The sequence below is a fragment of the Mesorhizobium sp. M2D.F.Ca.ET.226.01.1.1 genome (genome assembly GCF_004022705.2).
Taxonomy (GTDB): Bacteria; Pseudomonadota; Alphaproteobacteria; order Rhizobiales; family Rhizobiaceae; genus Mesorhizobium.
Genome location: NZ_RZOY02000006.1, coordinates 247,865 through 263,557 on the forward strand (window position 1 = coordinate 247,865; position 15,693 = coordinate 263,557).

The following is a 15,693-nucleotide window of genomic DNA, read 5'->3' on the forward strand; positions in this document are numbered from 1 at the left end:
GAGCCTTGCCGATGCCGCCTAAACCCACCTGTCATCTCGTTCGCCCCGAAAGCACCTATCAGGGCAAGCAGGGGCTGAGCTATTTCGCCGGCATCGCCGCCGAGACCGTCGGCTCCTCCGGCATCTCCATGCATCTTCTCACCATGCCGCCCGGCGCCCGCGCCAAGGCGCATATGCATGAAAGCCACGAGACGGCCATTTACGTGCTCTCGGGCGAAGTCCACACCTGGTACGGCGACCGGCTCGAACACCACATCGTCGTCAAGGCCGGCGACCTGTTCTACATCCCGGCCGGGGTACCGCATCTGCCGGCCAATCTGAGCGGAGCGCCTTCCTCGGCGGTCATCGCCCGCACCGACCCCAACGAACAGGAAAGCGTCGTCCTGCTGCCGGAACTGGATGGCCTCGTCGCTTGACCCTGACGGGATCGCCGTCATTTGCATCGCGCGACTTCGCCCATCACATGGCCGTCCTCGTCGGCCACCACCAGCTTCTTGGCATTCTTTGCGCTGCGCTTAATGGTGAACTTGGTCGGCGCCTGTCCCTCTTCGCCCTCCGCCTCGCACTTTGCCGTCACCACCAGCGACCCGTCGGCCTGGGGCTGCTTGTCGCTGAAGGTACAGGCGCTGGCCGCCGTGATCAGCTCCTTGTCGGTCAAAAGCAGCATCTTGTCGGCGGCCACTTCCTGGCCGTTCCGGTTGATGCAGCCATATTTGTCGCCATAGGGCTTGCTGAGGTCGATGCCCGCGGCAAGAGCCTGGCCGGCGGCCAGCAGCGCGGTCGCCGCGATCGCAAGATGAAGAGCCCGCATGGTCAGACCCCGGTTGCCGGAATGCCGGTGCGTTCGACCTTGCGCGGCGCGGAAATCTCCTTCCAGGTCGACAGCGCCCGGTTGACCGCGGCGTTCGGCTCACGCGCAACGAACTCGCCATGGCCGACCTTGGCCTTGACGTCCGCTTCCTCGATCGACAATTCGCCGCGTGAGAAGACGAAGCGCGGCAGGCCGGTCACCTCGACACCTTCGAAAACGTTGTAGTCGATCACCGACTGCTGCTTCTTGGCCGAGATCGTCTTCTTGCGCTTCGGATCCCAGACGACGATGTCGGCGTCGGCGCCTTCGACGATGGCGCCCTTCTTCGGGTACATGTTGAGGATTTTGGCGATGTTTGTGGAGGTCACCGCGACGAACTCGTTCATCGTCAGCCGCCCGGTGTTGACGCCTCTCGTCCACAGCACCGGCAAGCGGTCCTCGAGCCCACCCGTGCCGTTCGGGATCTTGGTGAAGTCACTGATGCCGTTGCGCTTCTGCTTCGTGGTGAAGGAGCAATGATCTGTCGCCACCACCTGCAGCGACCCGGCCTGCAGGCCGGCCCACAGCGAATCCTGGTGCCACTTGCTGCGGAAAGGCGGGCTCATCACGCGGCGCGCCGCATGGTCCCAGTCCTTGTTGAAATATTCGGTCTCGTCGAGCGTCAAGTGCTGGATCAGCGGCTCGCCATAAACGCGCATGCCCTTCTGGCGGGCGCGGCGGATGGCTTCATGACTCTGCTCGCACGAGACATGCACGACATAGAGCGGCACGCCGGCCATGTCGGCGATCATGATGGCGCGGTTCGTTGCCTCGCCTTCCACCTCCGGCGGCCGCGAATAGGCATGACCTTCCGGGCCGTTGTTGCCGGCGGCCAGCAGTTTTTGCGAGAGCGCGGCGACCACGTCGCCGTTCTCGGCATGGACCAGCGGCAGCGCGCCGAGGTCGGCGCAGCGCTGGAACGACGAATACATCTCGTCGTCGTCGACCATCAGCGCGCCCTTATAGGCCATGAAATGCTTGAACGAAGTGATGCCCCTGTCGACGACGGTAGCCATCTCGTCGAACACCTGCTTGCCCCACCAGGTGATCGCCATGTGGAAGGAATAGTCGCAGGCCGCCTTCGAGGTCTTGTTGTCCCACATCTGCAGCGCTTCCAAGAGCGACTGCTGCGGTGCCGGCAGGCAGAAATCGACGACCATCGTCGTGCCGCCGGAAAGTGCTGCGCGCGTGCCGGATTCGAAATCGTCGGCCGAATAGGTGCCCATGAAAGGCATTTCGAGATGCGTGTGCGGATCGATGCCGCCCGGCATGACGTAGCAGCCCGTGGCGTCGAACTCGTGGTCGCCGTGCAGGTTGGAGCCGATAGCGACGATCTTGCCGTGCTGCATCAGCACGTCGGCCTTCCACGTGCGGTCGGCGGTGACGACGGTGCCGTTGCGGATGACTTTGGTCATTTTCTTGTTCCCTTTTGCTGCCGCGCTTCTTGTGAGCGTTTGTAGCGAGACTTCGATGGCAGCGGATTCCGCCACCAGTTCACTCCACGTTTCGTATCAGCCCATGATATTTCTAGAATTTCGAAAGAAGACAAGTTGCAAAATCGAGAACAAAATTACCGATATCACGAAGAAATACAGAACAAAAAATGGCATAGATGGGTAAGAGAATTGAAAATCATCATACAATATGTTCCAATACAGCAGGTAGATGATCATACTTACCGCAGCATTGGCTACGGCCGCGTAGATAAAGTTAAACCTTCGAACGACGTAGGCAAAGATGACCAATCCTGGCACGCAATAGGGCGCCAATAGGATTAGTCCGGCAGTCTGCATGCCAACGGCATGCGGGCCAACGATTGACCCCACAAAAAAGGACAGGATCAACAACAAGGCCACCATGGGTGCGATGATCCGGCTGTTGGTCACTCGACGATCCCCGCAGTCTCCACCACCGCGTGGAACAGCACATCGGCGCCTGCCGCCGCCCATTCCTTGGAGATGTCCTCGGCCTCGTTGTGGCTGAGACCGCCCACGCAAGGGCACATGACCATTGTCGCGGGCGCGACCTTGGCCGCCCAGCAGGCGTCGTGGCCGGCGCCGGAAATGATGTTCATGTGGCTGTAGCCCAGCTTTTCGGCGGCGGTGCGCACACGGCCAACCAGCGTCGGATCGAAGGTTACCGGATCGAAATGGCCGACCGCCTCGACCGAGCATTTCACTCCGAGCGCCTCGCAGATCTTCGGCGCCTCCTTCTCGATGCGGGCGCGCATGCCGTCGAGCTTCGCCTGGTCCGGCGAGCGTATGTCGACGGTGAAAATCACCGTGCCTGGCAAAACATTGCGGGAATTCGGCGAGAACTTCATCTGTCCGACGCCGCCGACGGCGCCCGGCTGGCTCTCCATGGCAACCGTCTGCACCATCTCCAGGATACGGGCCATGGCAAGGCCTGCATTGACGCGCATGTTCATCGGCGTCGAACCGGTATGCGCCTCCCTGCCGGTCAGCGTGAACTCCAGCCACCACAGGCCCTGGCAGTGGGTCGCCACGCCGATCTGCTTGTTCTCGGCTTCGAGGATCGGTCCCTGCTCGATGTGATACTCGAAATAGGCGTGCATCTTGCGGGCGCCGACCTTCTCGTCGCCCACCCAGCCGATGCGCTTCAGTTCGTCGCCGAAGGTCGCGCCGTCGAGATCCTTGCGGGCATAGGCGTAGTCCACCGTGTGCACGCCGGCGAACACGCCGGAGGCAAGCATTGCGGGGGCGAAACGCGCGCCCTCCTCATTCGTCCAGTTGGTGACGACGATCGGATGCTTGGTCTTGATGCCGAGATCGTTGAGCGAACGCACGACCTCGAGGCCCGAGAGCACGCCGAGCACACCGTCATATTTGCCGCCTGTCGGCTGGGTATCGAGGTGAGAGCCGACATAGACCGGCAGCGCGTCCGGATCGGTGCCGGCGCGCGTCATGAACATGGTGCCCATCTGGTCGACGCCCATCGAAAGCCCGGCCGCATCGCACCAGGACTTGAACAGCGCACGGCCCTCTTTGTCAGAATCGGTGAGCGTCTGGCGATTGTTGCCGCCGGCAATGCCGGGACCGATCTTCGCCATCTCCATGATGGAATCCCACAAGCGGTCCGAATTGATTCGCAGATTTTCGCCGGGTGCGGCCATTTGCAGTTCCCATTTGCACCAGAGGTCTTGTCGCCTCTTGAGTGGTTTGCATCCTGACCGTATGGTCAGCTTTCAGACTACACAACCTGACCAACCGGTCAACGAGAATCTTGGGGAAGACATGGCCGAAACCACCCGCCCCATGCGCAGACAAGACATAAGGCGGGAGAATGAAAAAGCCATTCTTCTCGCCGCCGAAAAAGTTTTCGCGGAGGCCGGGTTCGGCGGCGCCACGATGCAGCTGATCGCCGATCTGGCGGGGCTGCCAAAGGCAAATCTCCACTATTACTTCGCCACCAAGGAAGAACTCTACCGGTCCGTCGTCCAGAACATCTTCGAGATCTGGCTGCAGGCCGCCAATTGCTTCGACGCGGCGCGCGGCCCGGTGGACGGCATCAGCGCCTATATCGACGCCAAGATGGAAATCTCGCGCCGCCATCCGGATGGCTCGAAGGTGTGGGCCTCGGAAGTGATGCACGGCGCGCCGGTGCTTCAGGACTATATGGAATCGACGCTGCGCGAATGGACCGACGGCCGCGTCGAGATCATCAGGCGCTGGATCGAGGAAGGCAAGATGGACCCGGTGGACCCGCGCCATCTGCTCTATATGCTCTGGGCCACCACCCAGCATTATGCCGATTTCGGCCACCAGATCGAGACGCTGAACGGCGGCAAGTCTTTGTCCGACCGGCAATGGCGGGAAGCCAAGGAAAACATCAAGCGCGTGATCCTGACCGGCATCGGCGCGCAGCCTGCCTGAGTCGGACCGCACTCAAGGGCCAGCGCATCGGCCGACCTCGGACAACCGCGTCACGGACACCCTCCCCTCGACGGGAAGGGTGTCCGCGCCGGCTTATCAGTCGATCGACCTCAGCACATCCCGAACATGGTCGATCAGTTCGTTGATCTGGCCCTTGGTGATGATCAGCGGCGGCGACAGCGCGATGATGTCGCCGGTGGTGCGGATCAGCGCGCCGCGCTCGAACGCCTTGACGAAGGCCGAGAAGGCCCGCTTGGTCGGGCTGCCGGCGATCGGCGCCAGCTCGATCGCGCCGATCAGGCCGATATTGCGGATGTCGATGACATGCGGCTCGCCCTTCAACGAATGCAACGCGTCTTCCCAGTAGGGCGCCAGTTCCTCGCCGCGCGTCAGCAGGCCCTCTTCCTTGTAGGTGTCCAGAGTGCCGAGCGCCGCGGCGCAGGCGATCGGATTGCCCGAATAGGTATAGCCGTGGAAGAACTCGATCATGTGCTCGGGGCCGGTCATGAAGGCGTCGTGGATTTCCTTCTTGACGAACACCGCGCCCATCGGAATGACGCCGTTGGAGACGCCCTTGGCGGTGGTCATGATATCCGGCGTGACGCCGAAATAGTCGGCCGCAAACGGCGCGCCAAGGCGGCCGAAGCCGGTGATCACTTCATCGAAAATCAACAGTATGCCGTGCTTCGTGCAGATTTCCCGAAGTTTTTGCAGATAGCCCTTCGGCGGCAGGATGACGCCGGTGGAGCCGGCGACCGGCTCGACGATGACGGCCGCGATGGTCGAGGCGTCATGCAGCGCGACGAGGCGCTCGAGATCGTTGGCGAGTTCCGCGCCATACTCAGGCACGCCCTTCGAGAAGGCGTTCTTCTCAGGCAGATGCGTGTGCGGCAGATGGTCGACGCCGCCGAGCAGCGTGCCGAACATCTTGCGGTTGGAAACGATACCGCCGACCGAGATGCCGCCGAAATTGACACCATGGTAGCCGCGCTCGCGGCCGATCAGGCGGGTGCGCGAGCCCTCGCCCCTGACACGGTGATAGGCGATCGCCATCTTCAGCGCCGTCTCGACCGATTCCGAACCGGAATTGGTGAAGAAGACATGGTCCATGCCCTTCGGCGCGATATCGACCAGGCGGTTCGCCAGCTCGAACACGATGGGATGGCCCATCTGGAAAGCCGGCGCGTAATCCAGCTCGGCGGCCTGGTTCTGGATCGCTTCGGTGATCTTCGGCCGGCAGTGGCCGGCGTTGACGCACCAGAGGCCAGCCGTGCCGTCGAGCACCTTGCGGCCGTCGCTGGTGGTGTAATGCATGTCCTTGGCGGACACGAACATGCGTGGCGCCTGCTTGAACTGCCGGTTTGCCGTGAACGGCATCCAGAATGCGCTGAGATCGTTCGGCGTGACTTTCAGCCGGTTGGACATGACCAAGACTTCCCCTTGTAACCTGTTTCGGTGCGGCCAACGCTTGGTCTTTGCTGCGTTTTCGTGCTACGCAAATTTTTGACCGGTTGGACAAACGTTAGCACCGCCTGTCGGCGGTCAGGGGATTACTAGCGGAAATGCGGCATAAAAAGCGCGCTCCACAGCCCAAGGAAAAACTGGTCCAGACAATTGGTCCAGATGGTCATCGCGGCGGCCTGCAAGGATGACGGACACCATGGAAGGCTCCGCTCCCCGCCGCACCCGCATCCAGCAGGAAAAGCGCGAGCTCATCCTCGAAGCTGCGCTCGAAGTCTTCTCCGCCAACGGTTTTCGCGGCTCGACCATCGACCAGATCGCGGAAGCAGCCGGCATGTCGAAGCCCAACCTTCTCTATTACTTCCGCCGCAAGGAAGACATTCACGAGACGCTGATGCAGCGCCTGCTCGACACCTGGCTGGCGCCGCTGCGCGAGCTTGACGACATCGGCGACCCGCTGACGGAGCTCAGAAGCTATATCCGCAGGAAGCTGGAGATGGCGCGGGATTTTCCGCGCGAAAGCCGGCTGTTCGCCAACGAGATCCTGCAGGGCGCGCCGCGCATCAAGCCGATGCTGGAAGGCGAACTGAAGACCTTGGTCGACGAGAAAGCCGCCGTCATCAAGGGCTGGATGCGCGCCGGCAAGATCGCCCGCACCGATCCCTGGCACCTGATCTTCTCGATTTGGGCAACGACGCAGCATTATGCCGATTTCGACGTCCAGGTGCGCGCCGTGCTCGGCGCCGACCGCGGCGGCGACGGCCGCTTCGAGGACGCGGCAAGGTTTCTGGAGCAGTTGTTCCTGGATGGGCTGAAGCCGAAGGGCTGACCCTGCCCTGATCGTTCAGGCGCTGCGCCGCTCGGTTGGAAGCTCGTCGAGCAGTTTCTTCAGCTTGGCGACAGAGTTGTGCTCGGCAAGTGGCGTGTAGACGATCAATCGCATATCCGAACCGTCGTCGATCGACAGGCTCATATGCTCGAACGTCATCGCGCCGGCGATCGGATGCCGCAAATGCTTCAGCCCGGAAAGCCGGTGCACGACATCGCGCTGCGGCCACCATTCGCGGAACTCCGGGCTCGAGCGCATCATCAGCGCGATCAGCCGCTCGAAATCTGGATCGCCGGTGTATTTCGCGCTCTCGGCGCGGAACGCCGCGAGCGTTGCACGGGCTACTTGCTCCCAGTCGACCAGCAGATGCCGCCGATGCGGATCGGTGAACACGCCGTGGATGATGTTGCGCGCATCGCCCTCCAACCGGCCATAATCGCCGAAAATGGCGACGGCCGCGTCGTTCCAGGCCAGCACGTCCCAGCGCGGGCCGACGACATAGGCGGGCTGCAGAACCAGGCTTTGCAGCATGTGCAGCAAGGGCCCCTCGATCTTTCCGGCAACGATGCGCCGCCGCTCCGGCTGCTGGCGGCCGGCCAGCGTAAACAAATGCCGCTGCTCGGCGCCGTCGAGCCGCAGCGCCTGGCAGAGCGCCGACAGCACCTCGACCGAGGGCCGCACATCCCTGCCCTGCTCCAGCCAGGTGTACCAGGTCGTGCCGACGCCGGCGATCATCGCCACTTCCTCGCGCCTCAGCCCGGGCGTGCGCCGCCGCGCGCCGCAAGCGACGCCGGCGGCATCGGGCGAAAGCCTCTCGCGGCGGGAACGCAGGAAGGCGCCGAGTTCGCGCCGGCGGTGATCTTCAGGGGAATGGGTCGCGATATCCATGCGGCTATTATAGCAGTACTAATACCAGGATAAAGTTTGAACTGTTTGAGACGCGCGCCGTGTCCCATCTTTCCGTTCAGAGCAGCACAAGGAGGCTCTGAACATGGAACTCAAGGACAAAACCATTCTCATCACCGGCTCGACCGACGGTGTCGGCCGTGTGGTCGCCGAAAGGCTCGGCGCCGGTGGCGCCCGCGTGCTGGTGCATGGTCGCGACGAAACTCGCGGCAAGGAAGTCGTTGCCGCCATCGAGGCCAAGGGCGGCAAGGCGGAATTTCTCGCCGCCGACCTGGCTTCGCTCGCCGAAGTGCGCCGGCTCGCTGAAGCCGTCCGCACCAGGACCGACCGGCTCGATGTCTTGATCAACAATGCCGGCGTCGGCACCGGCGGCCAGGACGCCAAACGGCAGGTCAGCGCCGACGGCTACGAGCTGCGCTTCGCCGTCAACTATCTCGCAGGTTTCCTGCTGACGTCGGAGCTTTTGCCTTTGCTCAAGGCAAGCGCGCCGGCGCGCATCGTCAACGTCGCCTCGGCCGGCCAGCAGGCGATCGATTTCGACGATGTCATGCTGACGCATGGCTATAGCGGCGTGCGCGCCTATTGCCAGAGCAAGCTGGCGCAGATCCTGTTCACCGTCGATCTGGCGGAACAGCTTGACGGTACCGGCGTCAGCGTCAATGCACTGCATCCGGCGAGCTACATGGACACAACGATGGTCCGGCAGGCGGGCGTCACGCCATGGAGTTCGGTCGAGACCGGCGCAGACGCCATTATCAACCTCGCGACATCGCCGGCGCTCGAAGGGCGCAGCGGCCGCTATTTCGACGGCCAGCGGCAATCGCGCGCCGACGCCCAGGCCTATGATGAAAAGGCCCGCCGCCAGTTGCGCGCTCTCAGCCTCGAGCTGACCGGACACCAATCTTCAAAATCCAAGGAACAACATTCATGAGCGAGACCATCGAACATTGCGTCATCATCGGCGGCTCTTCAGGCATCGGCCTCGCCACGGCCAGGCGGCTTGTCGGCCCCGGCATGAAAGTCACGATCACCGGCCGCAACGAAGACAAGCTGAAAAGCGCCTGGAAGAGCCTCGACGGCACCGTCGGCAAGGCTGCCTTCGACGCCACCAAGCCGGATGAAGTCCGGCAGTTCTTCGAGCGCCTCGGGCCGTTCGATCACCTGGTTCTCGCCGCGAGCGGCGGCAAGGGGCTGGGACCGTTCGCGACGCTCGACCTCGCCGATATCGGCAGCGGCGTCGAGGAAAAGGTCCGACCGCAATTGTCGTGTCTGCAGGCGGCCTTGCCGACCTTGAACAAAGCTGGATCGGTCACTTTCATCTCGGCCGTCTCGGCGCAAATTGCCGCGCCCGGCGTCGCCGGCATCGGCGCCATCAACGGCATGCTCTTGACCGTCGCGCCGATCCTGGCGGTCGAGTTGAAGCCGCTGCGCGTCAATGTCGTGGCGCCCGGCGTCATCGACACGCCTTGGTGGGATTTCTTGCCGGACGACCAGCGGCAGGCGGTGTTTGCCGAATATGCCGGCAAGACGCCGGTCGGCCGCGTCGGCCGCGCCGAGGATGTCGCCGAGGCGATCGTCTTCCTGGTCTCCAACGGCTTCATGACCGGCCAGGTGCTGACCTGCGACGGCGGCCTGCGCTACGCCGCCTAAGTGGTATTAGGCGAAAATCCGACGTCAGCGCTACCCCTCATCTGGCTGCCGCCATCTTCTCCCCGTTAACGGGGAGAAGGGTTTGGCGTCAGTGATTTCGCCAATGTCCAAGCTTGCAAGAAGGCGCCGCGACCAGCCCTTTCTCCCCGTTCACGGGAGAGAAAGGCCCGGCAGGGCAATGAGGGGCAGCGCCAACATCAGAAAATAGTTCGCCGACAACTGAGACGCCCGCGCGCCGCCCTGTTCGCTCAGGCGGCTTTTGCCTTTTCGACCGGATGGACGGAGCGGAACGGTATGGCGAGGCGATTCCACATGTTGATCATGCCAACCAGCACGGTCAGCTTCACAAGTTCCTCCTCGGAAAAATGCTCCAGCGTGGCGGCATAGAGATCGTCCGGTACGTCGTTGTCGGAAATGTTGGTCACCGCCTCGGTCCAGGCAAATGCCGCCCGCTCGCGCTCGGAAAACAGCGGAGATTCCTTCCAGGCGGCGACCAGATAGAGGCGCTGCTCGGTCTCGCCGTCGCGCCTGGCCTCACGGCTGTGCATGTCGACGCAGTAGGAGCAGCCATTGATCTGCGAGGCCCTGAGCTTGACCAGATGGATCAGACTGGCCTCCAGCCCGCTCTCCTCGACAGCCGTGTTGAGCTCCGTCACTGCCTTCATGAGAGCCGGCGCCTTGGCATAAAATTGAAGTCTCTGTTTCATCGTCTTTGCCTTTCCACATTGTCTGGCGGGTTAAGTCTGTTTGGATGAAGCGGATTTCTGCGGCCGCTGGTGGCGCTCGACGAAAGCGCAGCTCGCGGCATAGGACCGCGGATCGCCTTCGGCGGCGTATTCGGCAACGACGTCGGACAGCTTCACTTCGGCGAGCGCTGCCCGATAAGCGCGCTCGGCCTTGAGCATCGCGGCATTGATGCCGCAGGGTTTGACATAGGCCGACGCATCGATCTTGACCGGGCCGCGCTGGCGGATTTCGCCGCAGCGGAACGCGGGCTCCCGTCCCTCGACCGCCAGCACGATATCCAGCAGCGTGATCTGTTCCGCCGCTCGCGCCAGCCGATAGCCGCCCGCCGGCCCCGGCACCGATTCCAGGATGCGCGCCGCCGTGAGCTGGTTGAGATGTTTCAACAGATAGCTCGGCGACAGCCCGAAACACTCCGCCAACGCCGCGCCCGGCATGGTGCTGTTGCCGTCGACGCTGGCCAGCGTCGCTGCGCAGTGGATGGCCGCCTCAACGCCCTCTCCCAGCTTCATCGTGCCGATCTCCTATTCATGGATATCTTATATCCTGGATATAGCGCATCTTCAATTGGGAAAATGAAAATTGTCCGCCAATTCGCAATAGGAATGTGAGAGAGAACGGCGCTTCGCAGAACTTGGGTTCCTCGCACCCCGCAAAGCGGGGGAGAGGTGGCTCGGCGAAGCCGAGACGGAGTGGGAGTCGACCAGCGCTACATTGGACAATGCATGCGCCAAGCTGCCATGCATGCTATCGCCAAGGACCAGCCGCTTGGAAATGGGGCCTCAGCGGCGTCCAGCCGCCGCGAGACCCTCTCCGTCCCGGCTTCGCCGGGCCACCTCTCCGCACTCTCGTGGGGCGAGGAACCCAAGCTTATTCCGCGGCCACCTTGGCCATCGGATTGTTGGGGTGCGTCGTCCAGTTGGCGTAGATCGGCGACACCGGCTTGCCGGTGCGCTGGTCCACGACGCCGGCTGCCAGTGGCTCCATGGTGATGCAGCCTTCGACCGGACAGACATTGACGCAGAGATTGCAACCGACGCATTCGGCTTCGATCACCTCGAAATGCCTGGCGCCATTGACCATCCTGGTGATCGCCTGGTGCGAGGTGTCCTCGCAAGCGATGTGGCAGCGGCCGCATTTGATGCAGGCGTCCTGGTCGATATGCGCCTTGGCGACATAGTTGAGGTTGAGATACTGCCAGTCGGTGACGTTGGGCGTGGCGCGGCCGATGATGTCGGAGAGCGAGGCGTGGCCCTTCTCGTCCATCCAGTTTTCCAGCCCCGCGATCATCTCCTGCACGATCTTGAAGCCGTAGGTCATGGCCGCCGTGCAGACCTGCACATTGCCGGCGCCGAGCGCCATGAATTCGGCAGCATCCCGCCAGGTGGTGATGCCGCCGATGCCCGAAATCGGCAGGCCGCGGGTTTCGGGATCGCGCGCGATCTCGGCCACCATGTTCATGGCGATCGGCTTCACCGCCGGGCCGCAATAGCCGCCATGCGAGCCCTTGCCGTCGATGGTCGGCTGCGGCGCGAAACTGTCGAGATCGACGCCGGTGATCGAGTTGATCGTGTTGATCAGCGACACAGCGTCGGTGCCGCCGGCATGCGCCGCCCGCGCGGGCTTGCGGATGTCGGTGATGTTGGGCGTCAGCTTGGTGATGACGGGCATGCGCGTATACTGCTTGCACCAGCGCACCACCATTTCGATATATTCCGGCACCTGGCCGACCGCCGATCCCATGCCGCGCTCGCTCATGCCGTGCGGGCAGCCGAAATTGAGCTCGATGCCGTCGGCGCCGGTCTCCTCGACCAGCGGCAGGATCGCCTTCCAGCTTTCCTCGACGCAAGGCACCATGATCGAGGCGATCAGCGCCCGGTCCGGCCAGTTCATCTTGACCTGCTTCATCTCGCGCAAATTGGTCTGCAGGTCGCGGTCGGTGATCAGCTCGATGTTGTTCAGGCCCAGCAGCCGGCGGTCGGCGCCCCAGATCGCGCCGTAACGTGGGCCGTTGACGTTGACGACCGGCGGGCCTTCTTCACCCAGCGTCTTCCACACAACGCCGCCCCAGCCCGCCTTGAAGGCGCGCTCGACGTTGTAGGCCTTGTCGGTCGGCGGCGCCGAGGCCAGCCAGAACGGGTTTGGCGACTTGATGCCGATGAAGTTGTTGCGGATGTCTGCCATGCTCATGCCCTCCCGTTAGAGGTCAGTGCCCGGTGGATGCTCTCGGCGGCGTCGCGGCCCTGCGCTACCGCCGAGACGGTGAGGTCGTCGCCGCCGAAGATGCAGTCGCCGCCGGCCCAGACTTTTGCAAGTGAAGTGCGGCCTTCGGCATCGACCTTGATGCGGCCGCCTTCGAGCTCGATTGCCTCCTCGCTGCCGTTGAGATGCGCCGGCACGAAACTCTGGCCGATCGCCTTGAACACCTGGTCGGCGACGAGCGTAAGCCGTTCGCCGGTGCCGACGAGCTTGTCGCCGCTCATGGCGGTGTATTCGAGCTCGATCCCAGAGACCTTGCCGTTCTCGGCGATAACGCGCGTCGGCTGCAGCCAGTGGCGGATGGTGACGCCGTTGGCGGCGGCCAGATCCTGCTCGAAGCCGGAAGCGTTCATGTGCTCCTGGCCACGGCGATAGCAGATGGTCACCTCTTCCGCCCCGAGCAGCTTCGACTGCACCGCGGCATCGACCGCCGTCATGCCGCCGCCGATGACGACCACGCGCCGGCCGACCGGCAGGCTGGAAAGGTCGCTTGCCTGGCGCAGTTCGGCGATGAACTCCACCGCGTTGGTGACGCCATCCGCGTCCTCGCCGTCGGCGCGCAGCGCATTGACGCCGCCAAGCCCCATGCCGAGGAACACGGCGTCATAGTTGCGCATCAGGTCAGCCAACTGGAAGTCGCGGCCGAGCGCCTTGCCGTTCTGGATGTCGATCCCGCCGATCGCGGTGACATAGTCGACCTCGGCCTGGGCGAAATCGTCGACGCTCTTATAGGCGGCGATGCCATATTCGTTGAGGCCGCCGGCCTTCGGCCGCGCCTCCAGGATCGTCACCTCATGGCCATGGCGGGCAAGCCGATGCGCCGCCGCCAGCCCGGCCGGCCCGGCGCCGACCACGGCGATGCTCTTGCCCGTCGCTTCGGCGCGTTTGTAGAACTGCTTGCCCTCGCTCATGGCGACGTCGGTGGCGTAGCGCTGCAGCCGGCCGATCTGCACCGGCTTGCCCTCGGCCACTTCGCGCACGCAGACCTCTTCGCACAGCGTCTCGGTCGGGCAGACGCGGGCGCACATGCCGCCAAGGATGTTCTGGTCGAAGATCGTCTTGGCCGAGCCCAACGGATTGCCGGTGGCGATCTGCCGGATGAACAGCGGGATGTCGATCGACGTCGGACATGCGTTCATGCACGGCGCGTCGTAGCAGAAATAGCAGCGATCGGATTCGACCAGCGCCTCATGATGGTCAAGCGGAGGGTGCAGGTCGGAAAAATTGTCGGCATATTGCTCGGAGGACAGCCGGCCGCCGGCAATGCCTTCGATGAAATGACCAGTCGCCATTCCAGTTCCCCTTGTTGTCGTTTTGGGGAAGGCTAGCACGTTTTATTTTTTTATCAATTGGTCAATTTTCGGCCAAGCCAATGTAATGGCTGAGTAAAACATGACAATGAAGCTCATATTATGACCCCCTCGGTAACCTCCGCGGCGTCGTGGCATGTGACCCGGTGGCCGTGGATCGACCGTATCTCGTCCGCCACCAATTCCTGCAGCCGCCACAGATTGCGGTCATGGATGCCGAAGGTCTCGAGATGGCTGACGGTGTTGTAGAGATATTCGGCGCCGGAGCCGACATGGCCGCACGCACGTGCCAGGACCCACGCGACCTTCTCCAGCGGCTGCCCGAGCGACGTCCCCCTGCCGGTCACGCCGACCCAGAAGCCCAGCGCCCGCACCCGACCTTGCGCCGTCCGCACCGGAACCCATCTGACGGAAGCAACGCTCTCATGGTCGTCGATTTCACGCCGCAGCAGTCTCTCGATCTGGGCCGGCTTTTCGCCGTCCGGCAGGCGGTAGATGACGCCGTCGCAGCGTCCGCCGCGTTCCAGAGCCATCATCAGCCCGGGCTGCGCGGCGCTGCCTCGCCAGCGCACCATGTCGAGACAGAAGGAGCGATGCCAGCCATGCGCCGAAGCACGCAACTGCTCGACCGACTCGAAGGCCGGTTTCCAGATCAGCGAGCCATAGGCGAACACCCAGAGCGGACCCTCGTCGGCCTCAGCGGCGAGACGCGCGGCGAGCGCGCCGAAATCATCGTCGTTGAGTTGTGTCCACTCCCCGCTCGGACCGGGATCGATCTCCTCGCGATGGCAGAGTGCGACAAGCTCTGGCGTGAGCGACATTCGGCGCATGGAAACAAGCCCCTCTTTGACCGCAGCAAAGTCGAAAACCCTCGGCCACGCAAGATCGCTGGTCTAGCGCCTTGCCGTTCCCGAATTCTGGCCCAGATGTCGGATTCCTGTCGCCGGATCGTCCTAGAATGGATCGAACCGCGATCGCTGCCTGAACCGGTGAGGAGACCGACCATGCCGAAATCCCCGCAACCTTTCTTCTGGTACGAATTGATGACCAGCGACCTCGACGCCGCCGAGGCTTTCTACACCGCCGTGGTCGGCTGGAAGGCCGAGCCCTTCGACAAGGCGCCCGGCGTGCCCCGCTACATCGTCGTGAATTCGGCAGTGCGTGGCGTCGGCGGGCTGATGACCATGCCGGCGGAACCCGCCAAGATGGGCATGCCGCCGGCATGGCTAGGTTACATCTACACCAAGGACGTCGACGCCTCGACGAAGGCTCTCAAGGACGCCGGCGGTACGGTGCATCGCGCGCCGGACGATATCCCAGGCGTCGGCCGCTTCGCCGTCGTTGCCGACCCGCAAGGGGCGACCTTCATGTTCCTTCAGCCCAACCAGCCCGAACAGCCGCCGGTGCCGGCGACCACGCTCGGCCATGTCGGCTGGCATGAGCTATACACCTCGGACTGGAAAGCCGCCTTCGATTTTTATTCCAGTCAGTTCGGCTGGGAGAGCGCCGGCGAGTTCGACATGGGCGAGATGGGTATCTACAAAACCTTCGGTGCCGGCCCCGAATCCGGCGGCGGCATCATGAACAAGCCGCCGCAGATCCCGGTTCCCGTCTGGCAGTTCTATTTCAACGTCGACGCCATCGACGCCGCCGCCAAGCGCGTCACCGACAATGGCGGCAAGGTCATTATGGGACCGATGGAGGTGCCGAGCGGCCAGTGGATCATCCAGTGCCAAGACCCGCAAGGCGCGCATTTCGCCTTGCTGGCACCGGTGCGGTAGCGCACTTCCT

Annotated in this window: 17 protein-coding genes; 6 read left to right on the forward strand and 11 right to left on the reverse strand. The window is 63.2% G+C overall.

What is annotated here, in order from left to right; translation table 11 throughout:
• The first annotated feature begins 11 nt into the window (after nucleotides 1-11).
• Nucleotides 12-416, forward strand: a complete 405-nt coding sequence (locus EN869_RS16250) for a cupin domain-containing protein (protein ID WP_127229214.1) — start codon at nucleotides 12-14, stop codon at nucleotides 414-416.
• Nucleotides 417-433: 17 nt separating this feature from the next.
• On the opposite strand, the gene EN869_RS16255 is transcribed toward EN869_RS16250, so the two are convergent.
• The 4 genes from EN869_RS16255 to EN869_RS16270 all read right to left on the reverse strand — a co-directional run bounded on the left by EN869_RS16255 (nucleotide 434) and on the right by EN869_RS16270 (nucleotide 3,983).
• Nucleotides 434-811, reverse strand: a complete 378-nt coding sequence (locus EN869_RS16255; protein WP_127229215.1) for a hypothetical protein — start codon at nucleotides 809-811, stop codon at nucleotides 434-436.
• A 2-nt stretch (nucleotides 812-813) separates the two neighbouring features.
• Nucleotides 814-2,265, reverse strand: a complete 1,452-nt coding sequence (gene hydA, locus EN869_RS16260) for a dihydropyrimidinase (RefSeq protein ID WP_127229216.1) — start codon at nucleotides 2,263-2,265, stop codon at nucleotides 814-816.
• Between the two features lie 96 nt (nucleotides 2,266-2,361).
• On the reverse strand, nucleotides 2,362-2,736 hold the full coding sequence (locus tag EN869_RS16265) for a hypothetical protein (protein WP_127229217.1): 375 nt from the start codon (nucleotides 2,734-2,736) through the stop codon (nucleotides 2,362-2,364).
• Nucleotides 2,733-3,983: a Zn-dependent hydrolase gene (locus EN869_RS16270; protein ID WP_127229218.1), complete on the reverse strand. Its 1,251-nt coding sequence runs from the start codon at nucleotides 3,981-3,983 to the stop codon at nucleotides 2,733-2,735. Before EN869_RS16270 ends, EN869_RS16265 begins: the two co-directional genes overlap by 4 nt.
• A gap of 121 nt (nucleotides 3,984-4,104) precedes the next feature.
• On the opposite strand from EN869_RS16270, the gene EN869_RS16275 reads away from it, so the two are divergent.
• A complete protein-coding gene (locus EN869_RS16275) occupies nucleotides 4,105-4,743 on the forward strand; it encodes a TetR/AcrR family transcriptional regulator (RefSeq protein ID WP_127229219.1) in 639 nt (212 codons plus the stop codon).
• Between the two features lie 96 nt (nucleotides 4,744-4,839).
• Here EN869_RS16275 and EN869_RS16280 read toward each other — a convergent pair whose 3' ends face one another.
• Complete coding sequence (locus EN869_RS16280) at nucleotides 4,840-6,168, reverse strand: aspartate aminotransferase family protein (RefSeq protein ID WP_127229220.1); 1,329 nt, start codon at nucleotides 6,166-6,168, stop codon at nucleotides 4,840-4,842.
• A gap of 235 nt (nucleotides 6,169-6,403) precedes the next feature.
• Between EN869_RS16280 and EN869_RS16285 the strand changes: the two genes are divergently transcribed.
• Nucleotides 6,404-7,033, forward strand: coding sequence for a TetR family transcriptional regulator C-terminal domain-containing protein (locus EN869_RS16285; RefSeq protein ID WP_095769027.1), 630 nt, complete (start codon nucleotides 6,404-6,406; stop codon nucleotides 7,031-7,033).
• Between the two features lie 15 nt (nucleotides 7,034-7,048).
• On the opposite strand, the gene EN869_RS16290 is transcribed toward EN869_RS16285, so the two are convergent.
• Complete coding sequence (locus EN869_RS16290) at nucleotides 7,049-7,921, reverse strand: helix-turn-helix transcriptional regulator (RefSeq protein ID WP_127229221.1); 873 nt, start codon at nucleotides 7,919-7,921, stop codon at nucleotides 7,049-7,051.
• A 103-nt stretch (nucleotides 7,922-8,024) separates the two neighbouring features.
• Here EN869_RS16290 and EN869_RS16295 point away from each other — a divergent pair, with 103 nt between their 5' ends.
• Nucleotides 8,025-8,870 (forward strand): SDR family oxidoreductase, encoded by an 846-nt coding sequence (locus EN869_RS16295; RefSeq protein WP_127229222.1) that lies wholly within the window; start codon nucleotides 8,025-8,027, stop codon nucleotides 8,868-8,870.
• Entirely contained in the window at nucleotides 8,867-9,589 is a 723-nt protein-coding gene (locus tag EN869_RS16300) for an SDR family oxidoreductase (RefSeq protein WP_127229223.1), read from the forward strand. The genes EN869_RS16295 and EN869_RS16300 overlap by 4 nt, the downstream gene beginning before the upstream one ends.
• Nucleotides 9,590-9,837: 248 nt before the next feature.
• On the opposite strand, the gene EN869_RS16305 is transcribed toward EN869_RS16300, so the two are convergent.
• The 5 genes from EN869_RS16305 to EN869_RS16325 form a co-directional block, all read right to left on the reverse strand.
• The gene (locus tag EN869_RS16305; RefSeq protein ID WP_127229224.1) at nucleotides 9,838-10,296 is read right to left on the reverse strand and encodes a carboxymuconolactone decarboxylase family protein; all 459 of its coding nucleotides are present in this window, start codon (nucleotides 10,294-10,296) and stop codon (nucleotides 9,838-9,840) included.
• Between the two features lie 30 nt (nucleotides 10,297-10,326).
• Nucleotides 10,327-10,845, reverse strand: coding sequence for an Rrf2 family transcriptional regulator (locus EN869_RS16310; protein WP_127229225.1), 519 nt, complete (start codon nucleotides 10,843-10,845; stop codon nucleotides 10,327-10,329).
• Between the two features lie 358 nt (nucleotides 10,846-11,203).
• Nucleotides 11,204-12,517, reverse strand: coding sequence for an NAD-dependent dihydropyrimidine dehydrogenase subunit PreA (gene preA / locus EN869_RS16315; protein WP_127229371.1), 1,314 nt, complete (start codon nucleotides 12,515-12,517; stop codon nucleotides 11,204-11,206).
• A gap of 2 nt (nucleotides 12,518-12,519) precedes the next feature.
• The gene (locus EN869_RS16320) at nucleotides 12,520-13,884 is read right to left on the reverse strand and encodes an NAD(P)-dependent oxidoreductase (protein ID WP_127229226.1); all 1,365 of its coding nucleotides are present in this window, start codon (nucleotides 13,882-13,884) and stop codon (nucleotides 12,520-12,522) included.
• 113 nt (nucleotides 13,885-13,997) lie between these two features.
• On the reverse strand, nucleotides 13,998-14,732 hold the full coding sequence (locus tag EN869_RS16325; protein ID WP_127229227.1) for a gamma-glutamylcyclotransferase: 735 nt from the start codon (nucleotides 14,730-14,732) through the stop codon (nucleotides 13,998-14,000).
• Between the two features lie 174 nt (nucleotides 14,733-14,906).
• Between EN869_RS16325 and EN869_RS16330 the strand changes: the two genes are divergently transcribed.
• Complete coding sequence (locus tag EN869_RS16330) at nucleotides 14,907-15,683, forward strand: VOC family protein (protein ID WP_127229228.1); 777 nt, start codon at nucleotides 14,907-14,909, stop codon at nucleotides 15,681-15,683.
• Nucleotides 15,684-15,693 lie beyond the last annotated feature (10 nt).

Bases quoted from the DNA above. Each gene is read 5' to 3' on its own strand.
- EN869_RS16250 (WP_127229214.1), top strand. From the start codon at position 12: ATGCCGCCTAAACCCACCTGTCATCTCGTTCGCCCCGAAAGCACCTAT.
- EN869_RS16255 (WP_127229215.1), bottom strand. From the start codon at position 811: ATGCGGGCTCTTCATCTTGCGATCGCGGCGACCGCGCTGCTGGCCGCC.
- hydA (WP_127229216.1), bottom strand. From the start codon at position 2,265: ATGACCAAAGTCATCCGCAACGGCACCGTCGTCACCGCCGACCGCACG.
- EN869_RS16270 (WP_127229218.1), bottom strand. From the start codon at position 3,983: ATGGCCGCACCCGGCGAAAATCTGCGAATCAATTCGGACCGCTTGTGG.
- EN869_RS16275 (WP_127229219.1), top strand. From the start codon at position 4,105: ATGGCCGAAACCACCCGCCCCATGCGCAGACAAGACATAAGGCGGGAG.
- EN869_RS16280 (WP_127229220.1), bottom strand. From the start codon at position 6,168: ATGTCCAACCGGCTGAAAGTCACGCCGAACGATCTCAGCGCATTCTGG.
- EN869_RS16285 (WP_095769027.1), top strand. From the start codon at position 6,404: ATGGAAGGCTCCGCTCCCCGCCGCACCCGCATCCAGCAGGAAAAGCGC.
- EN869_RS16290 (WP_127229221.1), bottom strand. From the start codon at position 7,921: ATGGATATCGCGACCCATTCCCCTGAAGATCACCGCCGGCGCGAACTC.
- EN869_RS16295 (WP_127229222.1), top strand. From the start codon at position 8,025: ATGGAACTCAAGGACAAAACCATTCTCATCACCGGCTCGACCGACGGT.
- EN869_RS16300 (WP_127229223.1), top strand. From the start codon at position 8,867: ATGAGCGAGACCATCGAACATTGCGTCATCATCGGCGGCTCTTCAGGC.
- EN869_RS16305 (WP_127229224.1), bottom strand. From the start codon at position 10,296: ATGAAACAGAGACTTCAATTTTATGCCAAGGCGCCGGCTCTCATGAAG.
- EN869_RS16310 (WP_127229225.1), bottom strand. From the start codon at position 10,845: ATGAAGCTGGGAGAGGGCGTTGAGGCGGCCATCCACTGCGCAGCGACG.
- preA (WP_127229371.1), bottom strand. From the start codon at position 12,517: ATGGCAGACATCCGCAACAACTTCATCGGCATCAAGTCGCCAAACCCG.
- EN869_RS16320 (WP_127229226.1), bottom strand. From the start codon at position 13,884: ATGGCGACTGGTCATTTCATCGAAGGCATTGCCGGCGGCCGGCTGTCC.
- EN869_RS16325 (WP_127229227.1), bottom strand. From the start codon at position 14,732: ATGCGCCGAATGTCGCTCACGCCAGAGCTTGTCGCACTCTGCCATCGC.
- EN869_RS16330 (WP_127229228.1), top strand. From the start codon at position 14,907: ATGCCGAAATCCCCGCAACCTTTCTTCTGGTACGAATTGATGACCAGC.